Source organism: Amaricoccus tamworthensis (assembly GCF_049800875.1).
Taxonomy (GTDB): Bacteria; Pseudomonadota; Alphaproteobacteria; order Rhodobacterales; family Rhodobacteraceae; genus Amaricoccus; species Amaricoccus tamworthensis.
The window spans coordinates 273,810-293,150 of record NZ_JBNAFV010000001.1; the positions used below are offsets into that span (position 1 = coordinate 273,810).

General features: G+C 61.1%; 17 protein-coding genes. 13 read left to right on the plus strand and 4 right to left on the minus strand.

Translation table 11 applies throughout. The annotated features are described in order from the left end of the window. Position 1: 1 nt before the first annotated feature. Positions 2-1,831 (minus strand): ABC-F family ATP-binding cassette domain-containing protein, encoded by a 1,830-nt coding sequence (locus ACP15P_RS01325; protein WP_424926685.1) that lies wholly within the window; start codon positions 1,829-1,831, stop codon positions 2-4. 125 nt (positions 1,832-1,956) lie between these two features. On the opposite strand from ACP15P_RS01325, the gene ACP15P_RS01330 reads away from it, so the two are divergent. The 4 genes from ACP15P_RS01330 to ACP15P_RS01345 all read left to right on the plus strand — a co-directional run bounded on the left by ACP15P_RS01330 (position 1,957) and on the right by ACP15P_RS01345 (position 7,073). Next, a complete protein-coding gene (locus tag ACP15P_RS01330; RefSeq protein ID WP_424926686.1) occupies positions 1,957-3,819 on the plus strand; it encodes a peptidylprolyl isomerase in 1,863 nt (620 codons plus the stop codon). Positions 3,820-3,830: 11 nt separating this feature from the next. Then, positions 3,831-5,348, plus strand: coding sequence for an anthranilate synthase component I (gene trpE, locus ACP15P_RS01335; RefSeq protein WP_424926687.1), 1,518 nt, complete (start codon positions 3,831-3,833; stop codon positions 5,346-5,348). Between the two features lie 183 nt (positions 5,349-5,531). Next, a complete protein-coding gene (locus ACP15P_RS01340; protein WP_424926688.1) occupies positions 5,532-6,605 on the plus strand; it encodes a WD40/YVTN/BNR-like repeat-containing protein in 1,074 nt (357 codons plus the stop codon). 33 nt (positions 6,606-6,638) lie between these two features. Beyond that, complete coding sequence (locus ACP15P_RS01345; RefSeq protein ID WP_424926689.1) at positions 6,639-7,073, plus strand: WD40/YVTN/BNR-like repeat-containing protein; 435 nt, start codon at positions 6,639-6,641, stop codon at positions 7,071-7,073. Here ACP15P_RS01345 and ACP15P_RS01350 read toward each other — a convergent pair. Continuing rightward, positions 7,070-8,277, minus strand: a protein-coding gene (locus tag ACP15P_RS01350; protein ID WP_424926690.1) for an IS3 family transposase whose coding sequence is annotated in 2 segments (ribosomal slippage) — positions 7,070-7,953 and positions 7,953-8,277 — 1,209 coding nt in all. Because the reading frame shifts where the segments join, the coding sequence is not laid out codon by codon here. The two genes, ACP15P_RS01345 and ACP15P_RS01350, sit on opposite strands and share 4 nt — an antisense overlap. Positions 8,278-8,336: 59 nt before the next feature. Between ACP15P_RS01350 and ACP15P_RS01355 the strand changes: the two genes are divergently transcribed. After that, positions 8,337-8,921, plus strand: a complete 585-nt coding sequence (locus ACP15P_RS01355) for a hypothetical protein (RefSeq protein WP_424926691.1) — start codon at positions 8,337-8,339, stop codon at positions 8,919-8,921. 69 nt (positions 8,922-8,990) lie between these two features. Here ACP15P_RS01355 and ACP15P_RS01360 read toward each other — a convergent pair whose 3' ends face one another. Next, positions 8,991-9,353 carry a hypothetical protein gene (locus tag ACP15P_RS01360; protein ID WP_424926692.1) on the minus strand — a complete coding sequence of 121 codons (363 nt, stop codon included), beginning with the start codon at positions 9,351-9,353 and terminating at the stop codon, positions 8,991-8,993. 125 nt (positions 9,354-9,478) lie between these two features. Between ACP15P_RS01360 and ACP15P_RS01365 the strand changes: the two genes are divergently transcribed. The 6 genes from ACP15P_RS01365 to lexA all read left to right on the plus strand — a co-directional run bounded on the left by ACP15P_RS01365 (position 9,479) and on the right by lexA (position 14,343). Beyond that, positions 9,479-10,060 carry an anthranilate synthase component II gene (locus tag ACP15P_RS01365; protein ID WP_424926693.1) on the plus strand — a complete coding sequence of 194 codons (582 nt, stop codon included), beginning with the start codon at positions 9,479-9,481 and terminating at the stop codon, positions 10,058-10,060. Further along, entirely contained in the window at positions 10,057-11,091 is a 1,035-nt protein-coding gene (trpD, locus tag ACP15P_RS01370; RefSeq protein WP_424926694.1) for an anthranilate phosphoribosyltransferase, read from the plus strand. Before ACP15P_RS01365 ends, trpD begins: the two co-directional genes overlap by 4 nt. Then, positions 11,088-11,897 carry an indole-3-glycerol phosphate synthase TrpC gene (trpC, locus tag ACP15P_RS01375; protein WP_424926695.1) on the plus strand — a complete coding sequence of 270 codons (810 nt, stop codon included), beginning with the start codon at positions 11,088-11,090 and terminating at the stop codon, positions 11,895-11,897. Before trpD ends, trpC begins: the two co-directional genes overlap by 4 nt. Continuing rightward, positions 11,897-12,373 (plus strand): cyclic pyranopterin monophosphate synthase MoaC, encoded by a 477-nt coding sequence (moaC, locus tag ACP15P_RS01380; protein WP_424926696.1) that lies wholly within the window; start codon positions 11,897-11,899, stop codon positions 12,371-12,373. The genes trpC and moaC overlap by 1 nt, the downstream gene beginning before the upstream one ends. Before the next feature lie 2 nt (positions 12,374-12,375). Then, positions 12,376-13,560 (plus strand): molybdopterin molybdotransferase MoeA, encoded by a 1,185-nt coding sequence (locus ACP15P_RS01385; RefSeq protein ID WP_424926697.1) that lies wholly within the window; start codon positions 12,376-12,378, stop codon positions 13,558-13,560. A gap of 87 nt (positions 13,561-13,647) precedes the next feature. Continuing rightward, positions 13,648-14,343, plus strand: a complete 696-nt coding sequence (lexA, locus tag ACP15P_RS01390; protein ID WP_424926698.1) for a transcriptional repressor LexA — start codon at positions 13,648-13,650, stop codon at positions 14,341-14,343. A 22-nt stretch (positions 14,344-14,365) separates the two neighbouring features. Here the strand turns inward: lexA and ACP15P_RS01395 are convergent, their stop codons facing one another. After that, on the minus strand, positions 14,366-16,447 hold the full coding sequence (locus tag ACP15P_RS01395; RefSeq protein ID WP_424926699.1) for a ComEC/Rec2 family competence protein: 2,082 nt from the start codon (positions 16,445-16,447) through the stop codon (positions 14,366-14,368). Positions 16,448-16,521: 74 nt separating this feature from the next. Here ACP15P_RS01395 and gltX point away from each other — a divergent pair, with 74 nt between their 5' ends. Both gltX and ACP15P_RS01405 read left to right on the plus strand, forming a co-directional pair. Further along, positions 16,522-17,946 (plus strand): glutamate--tRNA ligase, encoded by a 1,425-nt coding sequence (gene gltX, locus ACP15P_RS01400; protein ID WP_424926700.1) that lies wholly within the window; start codon positions 16,522-16,524, stop codon positions 17,944-17,946. Between the two features lie 94 nt (positions 17,947-18,040). After that, the gene (locus tag ACP15P_RS01405) at positions 18,041-19,339 is read left to right on the plus strand and encodes a citrate synthase (protein ID WP_424926701.1); all 1,299 of its coding nucleotides are present in this window, start codon (positions 18,041-18,043) and stop codon (positions 19,337-19,339) included. Positions 19,340-19,341: the final 2 nt, after the last annotated feature.

Sequence of the window (19,341 nt, forward strand, 5' to 3'; positions counted from 1 at the left end):
CTTACCCGGCCCCCTCGGCCGCCTCGCGCAGTTCCTCAAGCTCCAGCCATTCCTCTTCCGCAGCCGCCAGAGCCTCCTGACGCTGGACCAGAGCCTTGCTGGCCTTGGCGAATTTCTCCGGCTGGCTTGAAAACAGGTCCGGATCGGCCAAAAGCCCTTCGAGTTTGGCAATTTCCTGCGACAGGCGCTCCATCTCGTCAGGCAGTTCCTTAAGCCGATGGCTCTGGGTAAAGCTCAGGCCCGATGCCGGTTTCTTTTCCTTCCTGCGCGGTTCCGGTTTCGATGATTTCGACGATTTGGCCGGAGCCGCCGCGGCGGCTGTTGCCTTCCGCTGCGAGCGGTAATCGCTCCATCCCCCGGCGTAGACCGTCGCCCGCCCGTCGCCTTCCATGGCAATGGTGGTGGTTGCGATCCGGTCTACAAAATCACGGTCATGGCTGATCAGAATGACCGTGCCTTCGTAATCCGAAATCAGCTCCTGAAGCAGATCGAGCGTCTCGATATCCAGATCATTCGTCGGCTCGTCGAGGATCAGCAGGTTGCTCTCCCGCGCCATGAGCCGGGCCAGCAAAACCCGGGCCTTTTCCCCACCGGACAGGGCGGAAACCGGCCCGCGCACCTGCCCCTCGTCGAACAGAAAATCCTTGAGGTAGCCCACCACATGACGCGGCGTCCCCCGAACCAGAACCTGGTCGCTGCTGCCGGAAACACCAATCTCGGAATCACCGTTCAGCGTCTCCCAAAGGCTGGCATCGGGATCGAGCGCCGAGCGGTTCTGGTCAAACACCGCTGGCAACAGGTTCGTGCCCAGCCGCACCCTGCCCTGATCCGGCTCCAGATCACCGGTCAGAATGTTCAAAAGCGTGGTTTTACCCACACCGTTTGGCCCAACTATCGCCAGGCGTTCACCCCGGTTCACCTTGAGAGTGAAGTCGCTGACGATCTTCCGGTCGCCAAAGGATTTGGCAACTTCCACCGCCTCAACCACCAGCTTACCCGAGCGGGTCGTGCTCTCGAACTCCATTTTGGCCGTGCCGGTCCGCGCGATCTGCGAGGCCCGTTCCGCGCGCAACTCGCCCAGACGCCGCACCCGGCCCTGGTTGCGTTTGCGCCGTGCGGATATGCCTTCCACGGCCCAGCGGGCCTCGGCCTTGATCAGGCGATTGAGCTTGTGCCGTTGTAGTTCCTCCTCCTCAAACACCTGGTCGCGCCATTCCTCGAAATGGGCGAAGCCTTTTTCGAGCCTGCGCACCTCACCCCGGTCCACCCAGAGCGTCCGGTCGGTCAGGTTGCGCAGAAACGCGCGGTCATGGCTGATGCAGACAAACGCCGTCGCGGTCTCCGCCAGGTGTTTTTCCAGCCAGAATATCGCCTCGATATCCATATGGTTGGTCGGCTCATCGAGCAGCAGCAGATCCGGGGCCTGTGCCAGTACCCGCGCCAGCGCCGCCCGGCGCCGTTCACCACCGGAGGCGGCCCTGGGGTCCTGATCGCCCGCGAGTTTCAGCCCTTCCAGCGCCATTTCCGCCCGCCACTGATCCCCGTGATCGAGATCGGCCGTGGCGAAATCCATCAGCGTGTCGAAGCCCGCAAAATCAGGCTCCTGGGACATCAGTCCAACGCTCATGCCCGGACGCAGAAACCGCTCGCCATCATCGGGCTGCACGAGCCCCGCCAGGATGCGCATGAGCGTGGATTTACCCGAGCCGTTACGCCCCACAAGGGCGATCCGTTCGCCCACGTGAATCGCAAGCGACGCGTCCTTCAGCAGGGGGTTGCCACCAAAGGTCAGGTGAATGTCGGACAGTGTCAGAATGGGAGGTTCGGCCATTTGCAACGCCCTAAGCCCGCGGACCGGTGCCGTCAACAGGCGCGCGGCTCACGGACCACTTGCCACCCTGCCGGGCAACGCATAGAACGCCCTCTACGTTGAAATTTACCGGTCAGGTTTCTCCCATGCTGAATTCCTTCCGCACGAAAAAATCGAACGTGCTTGCCTGGGCTCTGATGGTCCTGCTCATCATCGGTCTGGCGGGTTTCGGAATTGGCGCGGGCGGCGGCCTGTCGAGCAGTTCCGTAGCCAAAGTTGGCGACCGCGACATCTCGGCCCAGGAGTACGCCCGGGCCTTTGACAGCGAGCTTCGCGCCATTTCCCAGCAGTTCGGCCGCACCCTGACGGTTGAGGAGGCCCGCGCACTGGGTCTCGACCGCAACACCCTGACACGGCTCGTTAACGAACGCGCCCTCTCCGGGGAGGCCGACCGCCTGGGCCTGTCCACCGGCGACGATCTGGTCCGCGAACGGCTCGAGGGCATCCCCGGCTTTCAGGGCAGCGAAGGCTTTGACCGCGACGCCTATGCGTTTTTCCTCGACCGCAGCGGCCTGAGCGCCTCCGAGTTTGAGAGCAGCCTCCGTGAAGAGGCGACACGCACCCTTCTCGTCACCGGTTTGAGCGCGGGCACGGTCGTACCCGACACCGCCGCCCGGACCCTCCTGGAGTATGCGGGCGAAAAACGCGGGTTTTCCTGGGTTCGCCTCAACTCCGGCCTGCTTGAAGAACCGGTAGCGGAGCCTGACGACGCCGCGCTCGCCACCTGGCATGAGGAACACCCCGGGCTTTACACCAGCCCGGTCACGCAAAAACTCAGCTATGCCGCCGCCATTCCGGAGGAGGTTGCCGCCGATACCGAAATCTCCGAGGAGGAACTTCAGGCGGAATACGAGGCCCGCAAGGACACGCTCGGCACACCGGAACAGCGCTTCCTCGACCGCATCGGCTTTGGAACGATGGAGGAGGCAACGGAGGCCAAATCCCGTCTCGACAGTGGCGACGCCGGGTTTGATGAGGTCGCGACCGAACGCGGGCTCTCCATATCCGACACCGAACTGGGTCTGGTCACGGCGCTCGAGATCGACCAGCGCGCCCGCGAAGCCGTATTCAGCGCAGATGGTCCAGGCATTATCGGCCCGGTCGAAACCGATCTCGGCCCCGCGATCTACCGGGTCAACGCCGTCATCGCGGAGCAGACCGTGAGCTTCGAGGAAGCCAAAGAGGACATCCGTCAGGAACTTGCCACCGAACTGGCCCGCTCGCAGATTCTCGAGGAAATCCGCCTGATCGACGACCTGATCGCCGGCGGCGCCCGCCTTGAGGAAATCACCGAAGAGACGATCATGCGGGCCGGCAGCATCGCGCTGAACGCAAACACCACCGGCGGCCTCTCCGATGACCCCGCCTTCCGCGATCTGGCAGCCAACGCCCGCAAGGGCGAAGAAACCGACCTGGCTGAGCTTGAGGGCGGTGGCCTCGTAACGGTTCGGCTTGAGGAAACGGTTCCGGCCTCCCTCATTCCGCTGGCGGAGGTCCGCGACCAGGTTGAGGCCGACTGGAAAGCCGACGCAACCCGCAAAGCCCTGACCGCCCAGGCTGAGCAGTATGCCGAAGCCATCGCATCCGGTGAAAGCCTCGAGAGCGTAGCCGAAGGCCCAGGTCTCACAGTGGAAATCTCCGAGCCCGTCACCCGCAACGATGTCGTTCCCGGCCTGCCACCGCGTCTGCTGGCCGATGTCTTCACTCTGGAAGACGGCGATACCGCGATCATTCCCGATGGTGACGGTGTCATTCTGGTTCAGCTGACCTCCATCGAGGCCGCGGATCCGGAGGACGAAACCACCGCGGGCATTGAGGAGTCCATCACGCAGCAGATTTCCGACATGGCCGCCGTAGACCTGCTGACGCTTTACAACGCGGCGGTCCGCGACAGTATCGGCGTGACCGTCAACCAGGGTCTGATCGACTCCACCCTTTCCCAGTTCTAACGGCAGAGACAATGCAGCTTACCCCTGATCTCAACACGTTTTCCGAAGGTTTTGACGCGGGGGAAAACCAGGTGGTCTGGACACGGCTTGTGGCCGATCTGGACACACCGGTGTCGCTGATCCTGAAACTGACCGAGGCCGGACAGAACAGCTTCCTGCTTGAATCCATCACCGGCGGCGACACGCGGGGCCGCTACTCCTTCGTCGGCATGAAACCGGACCTGATCTGGGAATGCCGCGGCAACAGGGCGCGCCTCAACCGCTCCGCCCGGTTCGACCCGGACGCCTGGGAAGAGGAAACCGCACCGCCGCTTGAGAGCCTGCGTTCCCTGATCGCGGAATGCGCCATCCCGTCCTCCGGCCAGCTTCCGGACAAACATGCAGGGCTCTATGGCTATCTGGGCTACGACATGGTCCGCCTTGTGGAGGACCTGCCCGACGTCAATCCCGACCCGATTGGCGTCCCCGACGCCATCATGATCCGTCCCTCCGTGGTGCTGATCGTCGATGGTGTGAAGGGCGACGTGATCGTTGTCAGCCCCGCCTGGGCCTCCTCCGGCCTGAGCGCCAGGGCCGCCTACGCACAGGCCGCCGAGCGTGTCATGGATGCCGTGCGCGATCTCGACCGCAGACCCGGTTACCTTAGCAACGACGCATCCGACACGAAGGCCCTGCCCGAGCCGGTGTCCAACACCACCTACGAGCGCTACTGCGAAATGGTCGAGACGGCCCAGGACTACATTCGCGCCGGAGACATATTCCAGGTGGTCCCCAGTCAGCGATGGGCCCAGGAATTCCCGCTCCCGCCCTTCTCCCTCTATCGCGCTCTGCGGCGGACCAATCCGTCGCCCTACATGTTCTATTTCAACTTCGGGGATTTCCAGGTCGTGGGCGCCAGCCCCGAAATCCTCGTGAGGGTCAAGGACCGGAAGGTCACTATCCGCCCCATCGCCGGCACCCGCCCCCGCGGCGCCACGGCGGCGGAGGACCTGGAACTGGAGAAGGACCTGCTCGCCGACCAGAAAGAACTTTCCGAGCATCTCATGCTGCTCGATCTCGGGCGCAACGACGTGGGTCGTGTGGCGAAAATCGGCACGGTAGACCCCGATGAGCAGTTCATCATTGAACGCTACAGCCACGTCATGCACATCGTCTCCAACGTCAACGGCGAGCTGGCGGAAGAACAAGACGCCCTGTCCGCCCTCCTGGCCGGCCTCCCGGCGGGTACGGTGTCGGGCGCGCCAAAGGTGCGGGCCATGGAGATCATCGACGAGCTGGAAAGCGAAAAGCGTGGCGTCTATGGCGGCGGCGTCGGCTATTTCGGCTCACAGGGCGACATGGACATCTGCATCGCACTGCGCACCGCCGTTCTGCGCGACGGAACGCTCTACGTTCAGGCGGGCGGCGGTGTTGTGCATGACAGCGAACCGGACGCCGAGTACATGGAAACCGTCAACAAATCGAAGGCGCTGATGCAGGCGGCCAAAGACGCGCATCTCTTCACCAGCGGACGCGGCGGCGGGAACTGAGAGCCCGATTTAAGTCTGCAACACTGCCTTTAATTCGGGAAGACAGGTCAGGTGGAGACGCGCCTTGGATCACGTCTCCACGGTATATAGCCCATTCTTTCGATTACCTTGATCGAATGAGATCATTTCTTGTTTGACACGCATGACGTGGTACCCTCGACGGATTGATCGCCGGGGGCAAAAATGATTTCGGAAGCAGAGGACGAGGGCGCACAGGACGGCCAGGTGATTGCCGATGCCGTCGCGCGGTTGCGCAAACGCGGGCAAAACGCGGGCCGGATTGCGTCCCTCACGATGGTCGCGCTGATACTGATCGTGTTGCTGGCGTTGTCTTTCTATTTGGGCGCGCCGATTTACCGGTTTGTGATCGACGGGCGCGTGCAGTTTCTGGATTCCAGCATAGAAACCGGGGAAGCCACAATCGAACGGCTGGAAGAGGAACGGGAGGGGATTAGAGATAGGCTAGCGACGGCACTAGAACGCACCGGGGCAAAGATTCTGGATTCAGCAGGAGACCACATTGGGCCAATTGTGACTCTACCAGATGGAGCAACGATCATTGCAAGCACAATTGATGGTGTCATATTGCGCTCGTTGGATGGAGGCACTGGTTGGGAGCCAGTGTTCGAGAACGATAGGCTCGCCATTTCGCAGATGCTAGCTCTAACCAACGGAGTAACAATAATTGCAAGCGCAAGTGACGGCAGTATGCTGCGCTCCATCAATTCGGGTGCGGACTGGCAGTTAGTTTTGGAGGGCAACGGGCCTGTCGTCTGGCAGCTTCTGGCCCTGTCCGATGGGGGCACGGTTCTGGCGGGAGACCTATTTGGTAACATTCTGCGATCTTCCAATCGCGGCTTAGATTGGAATTTGGTTAGGGAAGGCAACGGGATTAGCATCGAAATGCTTCAGGCCCTCTCCGATGGCGTGACGGTTTTTGCAAGCGACGACAATGGCAACATTTTCCGATCCGTGAATAGCGGATTGAAGTGGGAAAAGGTTTGGGAGGACAACGAGCAAAGATTCTGTTGTGAAGTGCGGATCGTGGCATTGTCGGACGTGGCGACAGTTTTGGCGGCCGAAAAAGGTGGCAATATATTACGATCGTCAAATGGCGGCCTGGATTGGGAAACGGTTTATGAGGTCACAGGGTCCACCACGACGCGGCATTTGGCCCTGTTAGGCGGAACGACGGTTCTCGCCGACGACGGGTATGGCGGCATCTTGCGTTCTTCGAATGGAGGTTTGGACTGGTGACTAGTGCGAGAAGGCGGCGAAGAAGCCACGGTCTTGCGTCTTCTCGTGTTGCCTGACGGAGAGACGATCCTTGCAGGTGCTGGAAATGGCAGCATTTTGCGTTCGTCTAACGCCGGTTTGGATTGGAAACCGGTTTGGAAGGAAGATTTTGTGGGTATTCACCAGTTTCTGGCCCTTTCAGGCGGAGAAACGGTTTTTGCTACGGGCTTTACTGGAGGCATATTAAGCTCATTGAATAACGGTGAAGACTGGGAGTCGGTTCGGATCAAGGTCGGATTCAATTGGATGGTACCGCATTTAGGGGCGCTGTCCGACGGAAAAACTGTTCTGGCCAGAGGAGAAAGTGGAGGTATTGTTATGTTGCCTCCACCACAGGCAGAAACATTGACCACGCTTGAATTATTGCCCGGATCGTCAGGAAATAGTGAATTACTGACTGAAGCTGCCCCCGTTTCAGCGGACACCTAAGCGGTTTCGGTTTTGGCTCTGATGAACTCGCGAGGCGATTTCCATTTTAGGCCGCTGTGTGGGTGGTTCTCGTTATAGTCTTCGATCCAGTCTCCTATCAATGGCAGCACGGTTTTGGCGTTGGGCAATGGATTCACGCGGACGTAGTCGCGCTTTAGCGTCTTCACAAAAGCCTCTGACATACCGTTGGATTGCGGGCTTTTGACCGGCGTGAAGCAGGATTTCAGGCCGAGTTGTTGCGCAAAGATGCGGGTTTCTTTGGCAGTGTAGGCGCTGCCGTTGTCGGACAGCACCTCTACCTGTTCCGGGGTGCGGTGTGTGCTGAACCTCCGTTCGACAGCTTCGAGCAGCATGTCGCGCACATCCGACCCGCTGATCCCGGCATTCGCCACAGCCCGCCACGAGATGATCTCGCGGTCGTGGGCATCAATGAGGAAAGCCAGGCGGATGATATCGCCGTTCCAGCAAGCGAACTCCAGGCCATCGCTACACCAACGCAGGTTCGACCGCATCATGATGACTTTGCCATCGTGGGTGCGCTCGGGTCGATCATAGCCGGATCGCTGTAGCAGCAGGTTGTTGCGCTCCATGATCCGGTAAACCCGCTTGTGATTGACCGCAGGAAGGCCTTCAGAACGCAGCTGCCGGTTCAGAATGGCGGTAATTCGGCGGTATCCATAGGTCGGGCGCCTCGCCACCAACGCCTGGATGCGCGGCAGGACCACCGCGTCCTGGGCTTTATGGTAGCCCCGACGCGGCTTTGCGTTCCCGTTCACCCGGACATGCAGGTTGGAACGGGACACCCCCAATGTCGTTGCCACCGCCTTCATGGGGAACCGTCCCGTCTGAGCGATTGCGCAAGCAAGGTCGGTTTTTTTGAGCGGCTCTTTTCCAGCGCTTCCTTCAGGATTTCGTTCTCGAGCGTCTTGCGCCCGAGCTGGCGTTCAAGTTCCCGGATACGAGCTTCCATATCACGGACCGTCCTGTTCCCGGTGACGCTATCATCTGCGGCCACGGCGATGCTTCCTCCTTCGAGCATGAGCTTGCGCCAACGATACAGCAGATTGGGAGCCACGCCATTGCGACGCGCAACGGCTGAAATGCTCTCCCCCTCAAACATTGTCTCTTCCACGATCCGCAGCTTCTCTGCCGCAGACCAGCGCCGACGGCGGCCGCCATCGGTAATTATTTCAATCTCAGACATCAGAATGTGCTTAAGGCTATCCTTAAGCCTCCTTGGTCAAGCCAAGGTGTCCGGTCGAAATGGGGGCCAGTTCACTGACTTGGTATCAGGACAATGTCGATTCAGTGACCCGCGCCCAACCGCTCCTCGCAGCATATCCAGAGGAAATCAGGCGCAACCGGGATTTTTTGGTCAATGCGGAGGCGGCCCTCGCCGAGGACCTGGAAAGTCTTGCCAAGGTGCAAAGCGGGCAGGCGGATATTGATGCAGAGCGGGGATCCTTTGAGGGGTTCATGGCCGCCTGCCGCCGGGCTGCGGACGGTACGGAGGTAACCGCCACATGCGTCGAGATGTATCGAGAGGCCAATGGTACGGCCGCGCGGTCCGTGCCCCTTATCCTTTCTGAAACGGTGCCCCAGGGTATTCTGCTGCTGTTTTTGTTGGCGACCCTGTCGGGCCTTTACCGCTACAATACCCGCATGGCCGGGTTTCATCACGCACGGGCGGATGTTCTTGAGCTGATGTCGGAGCGCGGACTCCAGATGGACCGGCTTCCGGTGCTGACGCAGATTCTGGCAGCGGACGGCGTGGATTTCCGAAATGTCAACACGCCAACGGACCAGGCGGTGGAGATCGTCCATGCCGCCCTGGCGAGGGGGAAGTGAGCGGGGGTTTTGCGACATGCAGACAGACACTTTCCATCGCATTTCGATAGAGCTCCGCCAAAAGCAGCGTCAAAAATCCGGACGGAACAGCGAGGGCGAGTTGGTACTGCCCTCCGGGATCTCAACGGTTGTGGGCGCGAGGCTGTGGTCCCGCAATCCCTCAACGGGCGTTGACTGACGGTCGATATCCACCAGAGGCTGCGGCGATTTCACATCCGGCAAGAGCTCGGTCACCGTCGGCGCCACGGGATGCTCGATCTCCTCAGGCTGCGTGACAGGTACCGTGGGGCCGGCGACCTCCAGCTCCGGATCAGGCACCGTGTAGACAAACAGCGGAAACCGCATGGACAGCAGGAAAATGGCCGCAATCACCAGAACGCAGCCGGTCAGCACACCAAGCCAAAAACTGTTTCTGAGCCACCCAAAAACCACTGAACCAAATCCTTCCCGACGATGTCCTGTCCGCAAGCTTCCCCTTGACCCTGCCCGAGTAACGGGGCCATGTATGGCGCCGGAGCGATATTGCACAATTCAGACTGCTCCGGAAGGGGAATGCCATGTTGCTGTTGATCGATAATTACGACAGCTTCACCTGGAATCTGTACCACTACATTGGCGAGTTGGGAGCGGAAACCGTGGTGAAGCGCAACGACAGCATCACGGTGCAGCAGGCCCTGGACATGCAGCCCACGGCCATCATCCTCTCGCCCGGCCCCTGTGACCCGGACCGCGCCGGGATATGTTTGGACCTGATCGAGGCCGTCAAAACCACCGGAACACCGCTCTTTGGGGTCTGTCTTGGGCATCAGTCCATTGGACAGGCCTTCGGCGGTAAGGTCGTCTCGGCCGACGCCATCATGCACGGCAAGATGGGACACATACGCCATACCGGTCAGGGCGTTTTCGCCGGCCTGCCCTCGCCCTTTGAGGCCACGCGGTATCACAGCCTGACCGTGGAGCGCGCCTCCCTGCCCGACTGTCTGGAGATCACCGCGGATGTGGAGGACGGCACCATCATGGGGCTTCAGCACCGCACGCTGCCCATTCACGGCGTTCAGTTCCATCCCGAATCCATCGCATCGCAGCATGGTCATCAGATCCTGCGAAACTTCCTCGACATGGTCGCGGTGCCGGCATGAGCAGTGATCTCAAACCCCTGATCGCCACCGCCGTTGACCGCGCCCTGACCCGTGGAGAGGCCGAAGCCGCCTTCGGTGCCATCATGGAAGGCGACGCCACACCCGCCCAGATCGGCGGCTTTCTCATGACCCTCCGCACCCGCGGCGAGAGCGTGGATGAATTCGCCGCCGCAGCAGCAGCAATGCGCAGCCGCTGCCACGCCGTCAGGGCACCGGAAGGTGCCATGGACATCGTCGGCACCGGCGGCGACGGCAAGGGCACCCTCAACATCTCAACCGCCACGGCCTTCGTCGTGGCCGGTACGGGCGTTGTTGTGGCCAAACATGGCAACCGCAACCTTTCCTCAAAATCCGGCGCGGCGGATGCGCTTACCGAGCTTGGCATCAATGTCATGGTAGGCCCGGACGTGGTGGAAAAAGCCATCAATGAGGTCGGCATCGGCTTTATGATGGCCCCGATGCATCACCCCGCCACCCGGCACGTCATGCCCGCGCGCCAGGAACTTGGCACCCGTACGATCTTCAACATGCTCGGCCCCCTGACGAACCCGGCCTCGGTAAAATTCCAACTGACCGGCGCCTATTCCAAAGACGTCATCCGACCCATGGCCGAGACACTGCAGGCTCTGGGAACCACCCGCGCCTGGCTCGTGCACGGATCGGACGGCACGGATGAGATCGCCATTTCCGGATCCAGCTGGGTTGCGGAACTGCGCGACGGCGCCATCAACGAGTTCGAAATCCATCCCGAACAGGCAGGTCTGCCGACACACGATTTCGAGCAGATCCTTGGCGGCACCCCGGCGGAGAACGCCACCGCCCTGAAGGCCCTGCTCAACGGCGAACACTCCGCCTATCGCGACGCCGTGCTCATGAACGCCGCCGCCGCACTGGTGGTGGTAGGGCGCGTCGACAGCCTCACCGAGGGCGCGGAGCTCGCCCGTCAAAGCATTGACTCGGGCGCGGCCCGCGGGAAAGTCGCGCAACTTGCCGCCGCCAGCCCCATACCCACGACCGGAGACCGCACGTGACCATTCTCGACGACATCAAGGCTTACAAACTCGAGGACGTCGCCCGGCGCAAGGAACAGCAGTCGCTGGCCGACCTGGAGGCCGCCGCGCTCAACGCCTCCCCCACCCGCGGCTTCGCCAACGCCCTGCGTGACGCCTCCGCCGCCGGTGGCTACGGCCTGATCGCCGAGGTCAAAAAGGCCAGCCCCTCCAAGGGCCTGATCCGCGAGGATTTCGACCCGGTGAGCATTGCCAAAGCCTACGAGGCCGGTGGGGCAACCTGTCTCAGCGTTCTGACGGACGAGCCCAGCTTTCAGGGCCATGACAGCTTTCTGACCAGCGCCCGTGCGGCCGTCTCCCTGCCCGTTCTGCGCAAGGACTTCATCTACGACCCGTGGCAGGTGGTGGAAAGCCGCGCGCTCGGCGCCGACTGCATCCTCATCATCATGGCCAGCGTCTCCGACACGCAAGCCGCCGAGCTCGAGGACGCGGCAACAGCCTGGGGCATGGATGTGCTGCTCGAAATTCATACCCAGGAAGAACTCGACCGCGCGAAGAAACTCAGGTCGATCCTGATGGGCATCAACAACCGCGACCTGAACACGTTCGAGACCGATCTCGGCACGACGCGCTCCCTTGCACGCAGTGTTCCATTCGACCGGATGATCGTCTCGGAATCCGGCCTTGGAGACCGTCACGACCTCGCCCGCATTGCCCGCATGGGCGTGCGCTGCTTCCTGATCGGTGAAACCCTCATGCGTCAGGATAATGTCGAACTCGCGACCCGCGAACTGCTTCGCAGCCCATGGCGTCCGGAAGGCGAGTAATGTCCGGCCTGACCCATTTCGACGAGTCCGGCGCCGCCCAGATGGTCGACGTCACCGACAAGGACGTAACCAGTCGCATCGCCACCGCGACCGGCTGGGTCGGCATGAAACCGGAAACACTGGAAATGGTCCGTCAGGGCACCGCCAAAAAGGGCGACGTCCTTGGCGTGGCCTGCCTCGCAGGCATAATGGCCGCCAAGCGCACCCCCGACCTGATTCCGCTGTGCCACCCGCTGCCGCTCAGCAAGGTGTCCGTCGAGTTTGAAATTGATGACGCGCAAAACCGGGTCAACATTGCCGCCACCGTTCGCACCACCGGCCGCACCGGCGTGGAAATGGAAGCGCTCACGGCGGTCTCCGTCGCCGGTCTCACCGTCTATGACATGCTCAAGGCCGTGGACCGGGAAATGGTGATCGGCGATGTCAGGGTAACGCTGAAGGACGGCGGCAAGTCGGGCCGGTACGAGGCAACCTGACCGTGATTAGCGTGGCGGAGGCCCATTCGCGGCTGCTGGCCCTGTTCAGCCGGCTTGACCAGGAAACCGTCCCTCTTGAACGGGCAAACGGTCGCGCCCTTGCCGCCGATGTGGTTGCCGCACGGTCCCAACCGCCATTTTCAGCCTCCGCAATGGACGGCTACGCGGTCCGCAACGACGATGTCGCCCCAGGCACGACACTGACCGTCATCGGCACCTCAACCGCTGGCGAACGCACCGACCTCAGCATATCTCTAGGCACCGCCGTCAGGATATTCACCGGCGCGCCCGTCCCCGACGGCGCGGACCGCATTGTCATTCAGGAAGACGTCACCCGCGATGGCGACAGAATAACACTCGGTACCAACCTCGACAGCCAGGTCTACATCCGGCCCGCAGGTACCGATTTTGAGGAAGGCGCGCGGCTCCAGGCAGGCCAGCGCCTCGACCCCAGCCGGATCGCGCTGATCGCCGCAATGAACCACGGAACGGTTCAGGTTTCCCGGAAGCCCGTGGTCGCCATCATCGCCACCGGCAACGAGCTTGTAACCCCGGGCTCCCCCGTTGGACGCGACCAGATCCCGGCCTCGAACACCTACGGCATCCAGGCGATGCTTCAGGATCACGGCGCCGAGGCACGCCTGATGCCAATTGCCGAGGATACCCCGGAAAGCCTCACCGCAGTCCTCGACCTCGCCAGTGACGCGGACCTGATCGTCACCATCGGCGGCGCATCTGTGGGCGATTTTGATCTCGTTCAGTCCACCGCCGTGGAGCGGGGCCTGCAACTCGAATTCCACAAAATCGCCATGCGCCCAGGCAAACCCCTTATGGCCGGCACCCTGAAGGGCACGCCAATGATTGGTCTGCCGGGCAACCCTGTCTCCGCCATGGTCTGCGCGCGGCTGTTCCTCGTGCCGGTGGTCCATCGCATGCTTGGCCTTCCGGACGGAATGCCCGAGCGCCACGCCGCCGAACTGGCGACGGACATTGGCAAAAACGGCATTCGCGAGCACTACATGAGAGCCACGGTAAGCTGGGAAAACCGGCGTTTCATCTGCGCCCCGTGGCAGAAGCAGGACAGCTCGCTCCTCTCGGTCCTCGCAAAATCCAACGCTTTAATGGTGCGTGCGCCCGAAGATCCTGCGCGACAGGCGGGAGATCTGATTGAGTTTCTGTGGTTCTAATCTATTGTGGGTTGAATAACGCGAACACAACTTGACACAAAACAGGAACATTCTTAGAACAGGTCAGGGACAGACAAGGATCCACAGATGCTGACGCGCAAGCAACACGATTTGCTCCAGTTTATCCACACCAGAATGCAGAAGGACGGTATTCCCCCCTCATTCGATGAGATGAAGGATGCCCTTGATCTTCGGTCGAAATCGGGAATTCACCGCCTGATCACCGCTCTGGAGGAACGGGGCTTCGTGCGAAAGCTTGCCCACCGCGCCCGCGCCATAGAGATTGTCAAACTGCCCGACAGCATCGATGGTGGCACTCTGTCCACAACGGCCAGCCTTGCCGACAAACGCCGCGAGCGCGAAAGCGCCGCCCGCGCGAAGCCTTCGGTTACGACCGGTGCGGTGGACCTGCCCGTCATGGGCCGGATCGCCGCCGGTACGCCGATTGCGGCAATTCAGGAGGTGTCCCACAACGTCTCCGTCCCGGCCTCCATGCTGTCGAACACCGGTCGTCATTACGCCCTCCACGTGAAGGGCGACTCGATGATCGAGGCCGGCATCAACAATGGCGACGTGGTCGTCATCCAGGAACAGTCCACGGCCAGCAATGGCGACATCGTGGTGGCGCTCGTCGAGGATCAGGAAGCGACCCTGAAAACCTTCCGCCGTCGCGGCACCACCATTGCGCTCGAGGCCGCCAACCCCGCCTACGAGACCCGCCTCTACCAGGACCACCAGGTCAAGGTTCAGGGCAAACTCGTGGGTCTCATCCGCTCCTACTAATCACGCAACCCTACGGGTCGCGTCAGTTGCCAGCCGATCGATAATGATCGCGCGTCCAGGGTCGCGAACTGTTTCTTGATTTGGCGCCATCCAGCACGGGCCGGCCATCCACAATGCTGATGGCAATGGCCCCCTCCCGCCGCAGCAGATTGCGCCCAATAAATACGCAATCCCCGTCCGGCTCCGATTTCCAGTCCGGGGCCAACAGGATCGCATCCGTCTTGCATGCGGTCTGGAACTCCTCGCCCGGCTTTTTCGATCCGACATAGCGAAACCCGCCCAGTCCCGGGACTGAGATAAACGCCCGCCCGCGGGTGCGCTCCATTCCCGGCCTGCGAAACGCTTCCCTCTGACTGGCACCATCGCCATCATTGCGCAGCCAGATACTGGCCGCAAAACTGTTGCCCTTCTCGGAGTTCACCACGCGCCCCGCGCCCGTCTCGACGCCAAAGAGGCGACCGTTCTCGGAGACCAAAATGTCCGGCCTTTCCGCCGACATCCACAAAAACAGCCCGGCAAACACCGGAAGCACCCCGGCATAGCGCAGCCGTCCAATCCACAGGATGACAAAAAGCGCCCCGAGCGCAATCAGCACCAGCGCCAGAGACGGCCCGGCATGAATCGTACGCACGCCACCCTCCAGCGACGACATGAAGCCGGCGACATTGAGGATGTAAGCAATCCCCTGACCCATCACCCAAAACGCCGGCGCACCAAGCCCAATGATCGACAAAATCCCCGCAACTACCGCCGCCGGCATCACCAGAAGGCCCATGGCCGGAACCGCCAGCACATTGGCAACCAGGCCGTACTGCGAAAGCGTATTGAAATGAAACGCCGAAAACGGCGCGGTTGCCGCTCCCGCCACAAATGACGTGATCGCCACCGCAATCACCGGCCGCGACGCCCGCCAGGCAAGCGATCCGGAATCACGCCACCACTCCTGTTTGCCAAGCCGGTCAAAGGTCACAATCAAAGCAATGGAGGCCGCGAATGACATCTGAAACCCCGCCCCGGTCAGGGATTCCGGCCGTATCGCCAGGATCACGAACGCCGCGAGGGCCACCGACCTCAGCGAAAATGCCGGTCGGTCCAGCAGCACGGCAAACAGAACGACCGATGTCATGATGAAGGCTCTCTGGGTGGCCACATTGGCGCCCGACAGCCCCAGATACACCGCCCCCGCGACCAGCGCGACCACGGCAGCGATTTTCTTCGACGACACATTCAGCGCAATCCGCGGAACAAACGCCAGACCAATGCGGACCATTGCAAACGTGAACCCGGTCAGAAGCCCCATATGCAGCCCCGAAATCGCCAGAAGATGCGCCAGGTTCGTCCGCCGCAAATCCTGCAACGCCTCCGGATCGACGCCCGACCTGTCACCGGTCAGGATCGCCGCCGCAAATCCGCCATCCCGTCCGGGTATCAACTCCTGAATTTGACGCGACAAATGCAGGCGCAGCTTGAACAGCGCCTGCGACAGCCCAAACCCGGACTTACCTGGGCGCTCCACGAAGGGCGTGCGCGAGTACCCCACCGCACCCAGACGGTCAAACCAGGCGTGACGACGGAAATCAAAACCACCCGGCTCGGCCGGCGCCGAAGGCGGGGACAGCCGCGCCTGCCCCAGAACCCGCGCGCCCGGTATCAAGACGCTCTCATCCGTATCGGGCTCCAGCGAAACCCGCACCCGTTCCGGCGTTCGGGACGGATCGGTGCCGTAGAGAATGACCCGATCCAACGTGATCCGCGGCCGACCACTGGACGACCGGTCGAGCCCAACAATCCGCCCCTCCACGTTTACCGTCTGCGGCCAGGCCAGTACCGGCGCCGCGACCATGTTGCTCCGGAAAACCGCCGCACCAAACCCCATTAAAGCAATCAGAACCGCGAGCACCAAAATCCGTGCCGCGCCCCTTGCAAAAACTCCGGCAACGACACAAACCAAACCCAGAAACATCAAGGCTGAAAGCACGATGACATTCGGCTCGGTCGGCATCGAGAAATAGCCACCAATTCCGATGGCAAAGGCCACGGGAATCCATAGGGGAAGGTGGTTTTGCTGGGACGACAGGATCGCCAATGGTGAGCGCTCGCCCACGTCTCTTGTTCTCCTGGCCGGAATTCGCTTTATAGCAGCTTAACTCCCACGTGGTTTCCGAGAGATTAACCAATATGCCTCCCAGCACACCCGTCATTACCCGTTTTGCGCCGTCACCAACCGGTTTCCTCCATATTGGAGGCGCAAGAACGGCCCTGTTCAACTGGCTTTATGCCCGCGCAAAAGGCGGAAAGTTTCTGCTTCGCATCGAGGACACCGACCGTTCCCGCTCCTCTCCCGAAGCCACGGACGCGATTTTCGAGGGCCTGCGCTGGCTGGGGCTCGACTGGGACGGCGAGGCCGTCAGCCAGTTTTCCCGCGCCGACCGCCATGCCGAGGTTGCCAACGAGCTTCTGGCCAGTGGAAACGCCTACCGCTGCTACTCAACCCAGGAGGAAATTGCCGCATTCCGCGAGGCCGAAAAAGCCGCCACGCGCCCGCCGCTGTTCCGCTCCCCCTGGCGCGATGCAGACCCGGCCGACGCCCCGGACCTGCCTTTCGTTGTGCGGCTGAGGGCACCACGCGAAGGCGAAACCACGATCACTGATGTCGTGCAGGGCGAGGTCACCTGGAAGAACGATACTCTTGACGATCTGATCCTGCTGCGGTCCGACGGTACGCCAACCTACATGCTGGCCGTTGTTGTTGACGACCATGACATGGGCGTGACCCATGTTATCCGTGGTGATGACCATCTGACCAATTCCGCACGTCAGACCCTGATCTACAAGGCGATGGGCTGGCCCGTGCCAGTTTTCGCCCATATTCCGCTGATCCACGGACCGGACGGCGCCAAGCTCTCGAAACGCCACGGCGCGCTCGGCGTCGAAGCCTACCGCGAGATGGGCTACATGGCCGAGGCCATGCGCAACTATCTCGCGCGTCTCGGCTGGAGCCACGGTGATGACGAGTTTTTCACCACCGCCCAGGCCGTCGAATGGTTTGATCTCGACAAGGTCGGCAAATCCCCGGCCCGGTTTGACTTCAAAAAACTCGAAAACCTGAGCGGTCAGCACATCCGCATGGCGTCCAACGAGCAGCTCTTGAAAGAAATTGAGGAGTATTTTGCGGCGCACAATAAGCCGCCCCTCGATGAAACCCGGCGCGAACTTCTGCTCCAGGCCATGGACGGAATGAAGGAGCGTGCAAAGACCCTGCCGCAACTCATTGATATGGGTAGATTTATCCTTGAGGAACGTCCGTTTGAAACCGACGCGCCGGCCCAAAAAGTCCTGCGCAATGTATCCCAAGGTATGCTGAAGGATTTGACCACGCGACTGCAACATGCTACTTGGACGCCAAGTGATATCGAGGCCAGTGTTCGGGAATTTGCGGAGGAAAACCAGACAGGCCTTGGGAAAATCGCCCAGCCACTGCGCGTTGCGTTGACGGGCCGGACTGTTTCTCCAAGCGTGTTTGACATGATGAGTATTCTCGGGCGCGAAGAGTCACTGGCCCGAATTAACGATTGTGCAAATTCTCTAGGTACAGAAGTCTGAGCCCGGAGCACCGGAAACCTTGGCGCGGCGATTTTTCCACCGCGCATAACAAACAGATTGCGCACCAGCGCGGTTGAAACAGAGGGAATGATGCATGACTGACCAGTCTCAAGACACCGCAAAGCTGAGTATTCGTGGCGAGGATTACGAGTTTCCAATCTATTCGGGTACCATTGGACCGGATGTCGTTGATATTGGTAAGCTTTACGGTAAGACCGGCCTCTTCACCTACGACCCCGGCTACACGTCGACCGGTTCCTGCGAAAGCTCGATTACCTATATCGACGGAGAAAAGGGCGAACTGCTCTATCGCGGTTTCCCGATTGATCAGCTGGCATCCAAATCCCACTTCCTGGAAGTAGCCTATCTCCTGCTTTATGGTGAGCTTCCCACAGCCGAGCAGCTTGATGACTTTGAGGCCCGTGTGACCAACCACACGATGCTTCATGACCAGATGAGCTACTTCTTCCGCGGCTTCCGTCGCGACGCGCATCCGATGGCCATCGTCTGTGGCGCAATGGGCGCGATGTCGGCCTTCTACCACGATTCCACCGACATCTCCGACGCCTGGCAGCGCGAGGTCGCAACGATCCGCATGATCGCCAAGATGCCGACCATTGTGGCCTGGGCCTACAAATACTCCATCGGTCAGCCCTTCGTGTATCCGAACAACAGCCTGGATTACGCGTCGAACTTCCTGAACATGTGCTTCTCGGTGCCAACCACGGATTATCCGATCGACCCGATCCTCAGCCGTGCGATGGACCGCATCTTCACGCTGCACGCGGATCACGAGCAGAACGCCTCCACCTCGACCGTGCGTCTTGCCTCCTCCTCCGGCGCGAACCCGTTCGCCTGTATCGCGGCAGGCGTGGCCTGTCTCTGGGGTCCGGCCCATGGCGGCGCCAACGAGGCTTGCCTCTCCATGCTGCGTCAGATCGGCACGGCCGACCGCATTCCGGAATTCATCGCCCGCGCCAAGGACAAGGATGATCCGTTCCGCCTGATGGGCTTCGGTCACCGGGTTTACAAAAACTTCGACCCGCGCGCCAAAGTGATGAAGGAAAGCGCCGACGAGGTTCTCGGCCTCCTGGGAATCGAAAACAACCCGACGCTTCAGGTTGCCAAGGAACTCGAGAAAATCGCGCTTGAGGACGAGTACTTCGTCGAGAAGAAACTCTACCCGAACGTCGATTTCTACTCCGGCATCATCCTCGACGCGATGGGCTTCCCGACATCGATGTTCACACCGATCTTCGCGCTGGCCCGCACCGTGGGCTGGATTTCCCAGTGGAAGGAAATGCTTGAGGATCCCAAGGCCCGCATCGGTCGCCCGCGCCAGCTTTACACCGGCGCAACCCACCGCGACTATGTCGAGGTCGAAAACCGCTAAGG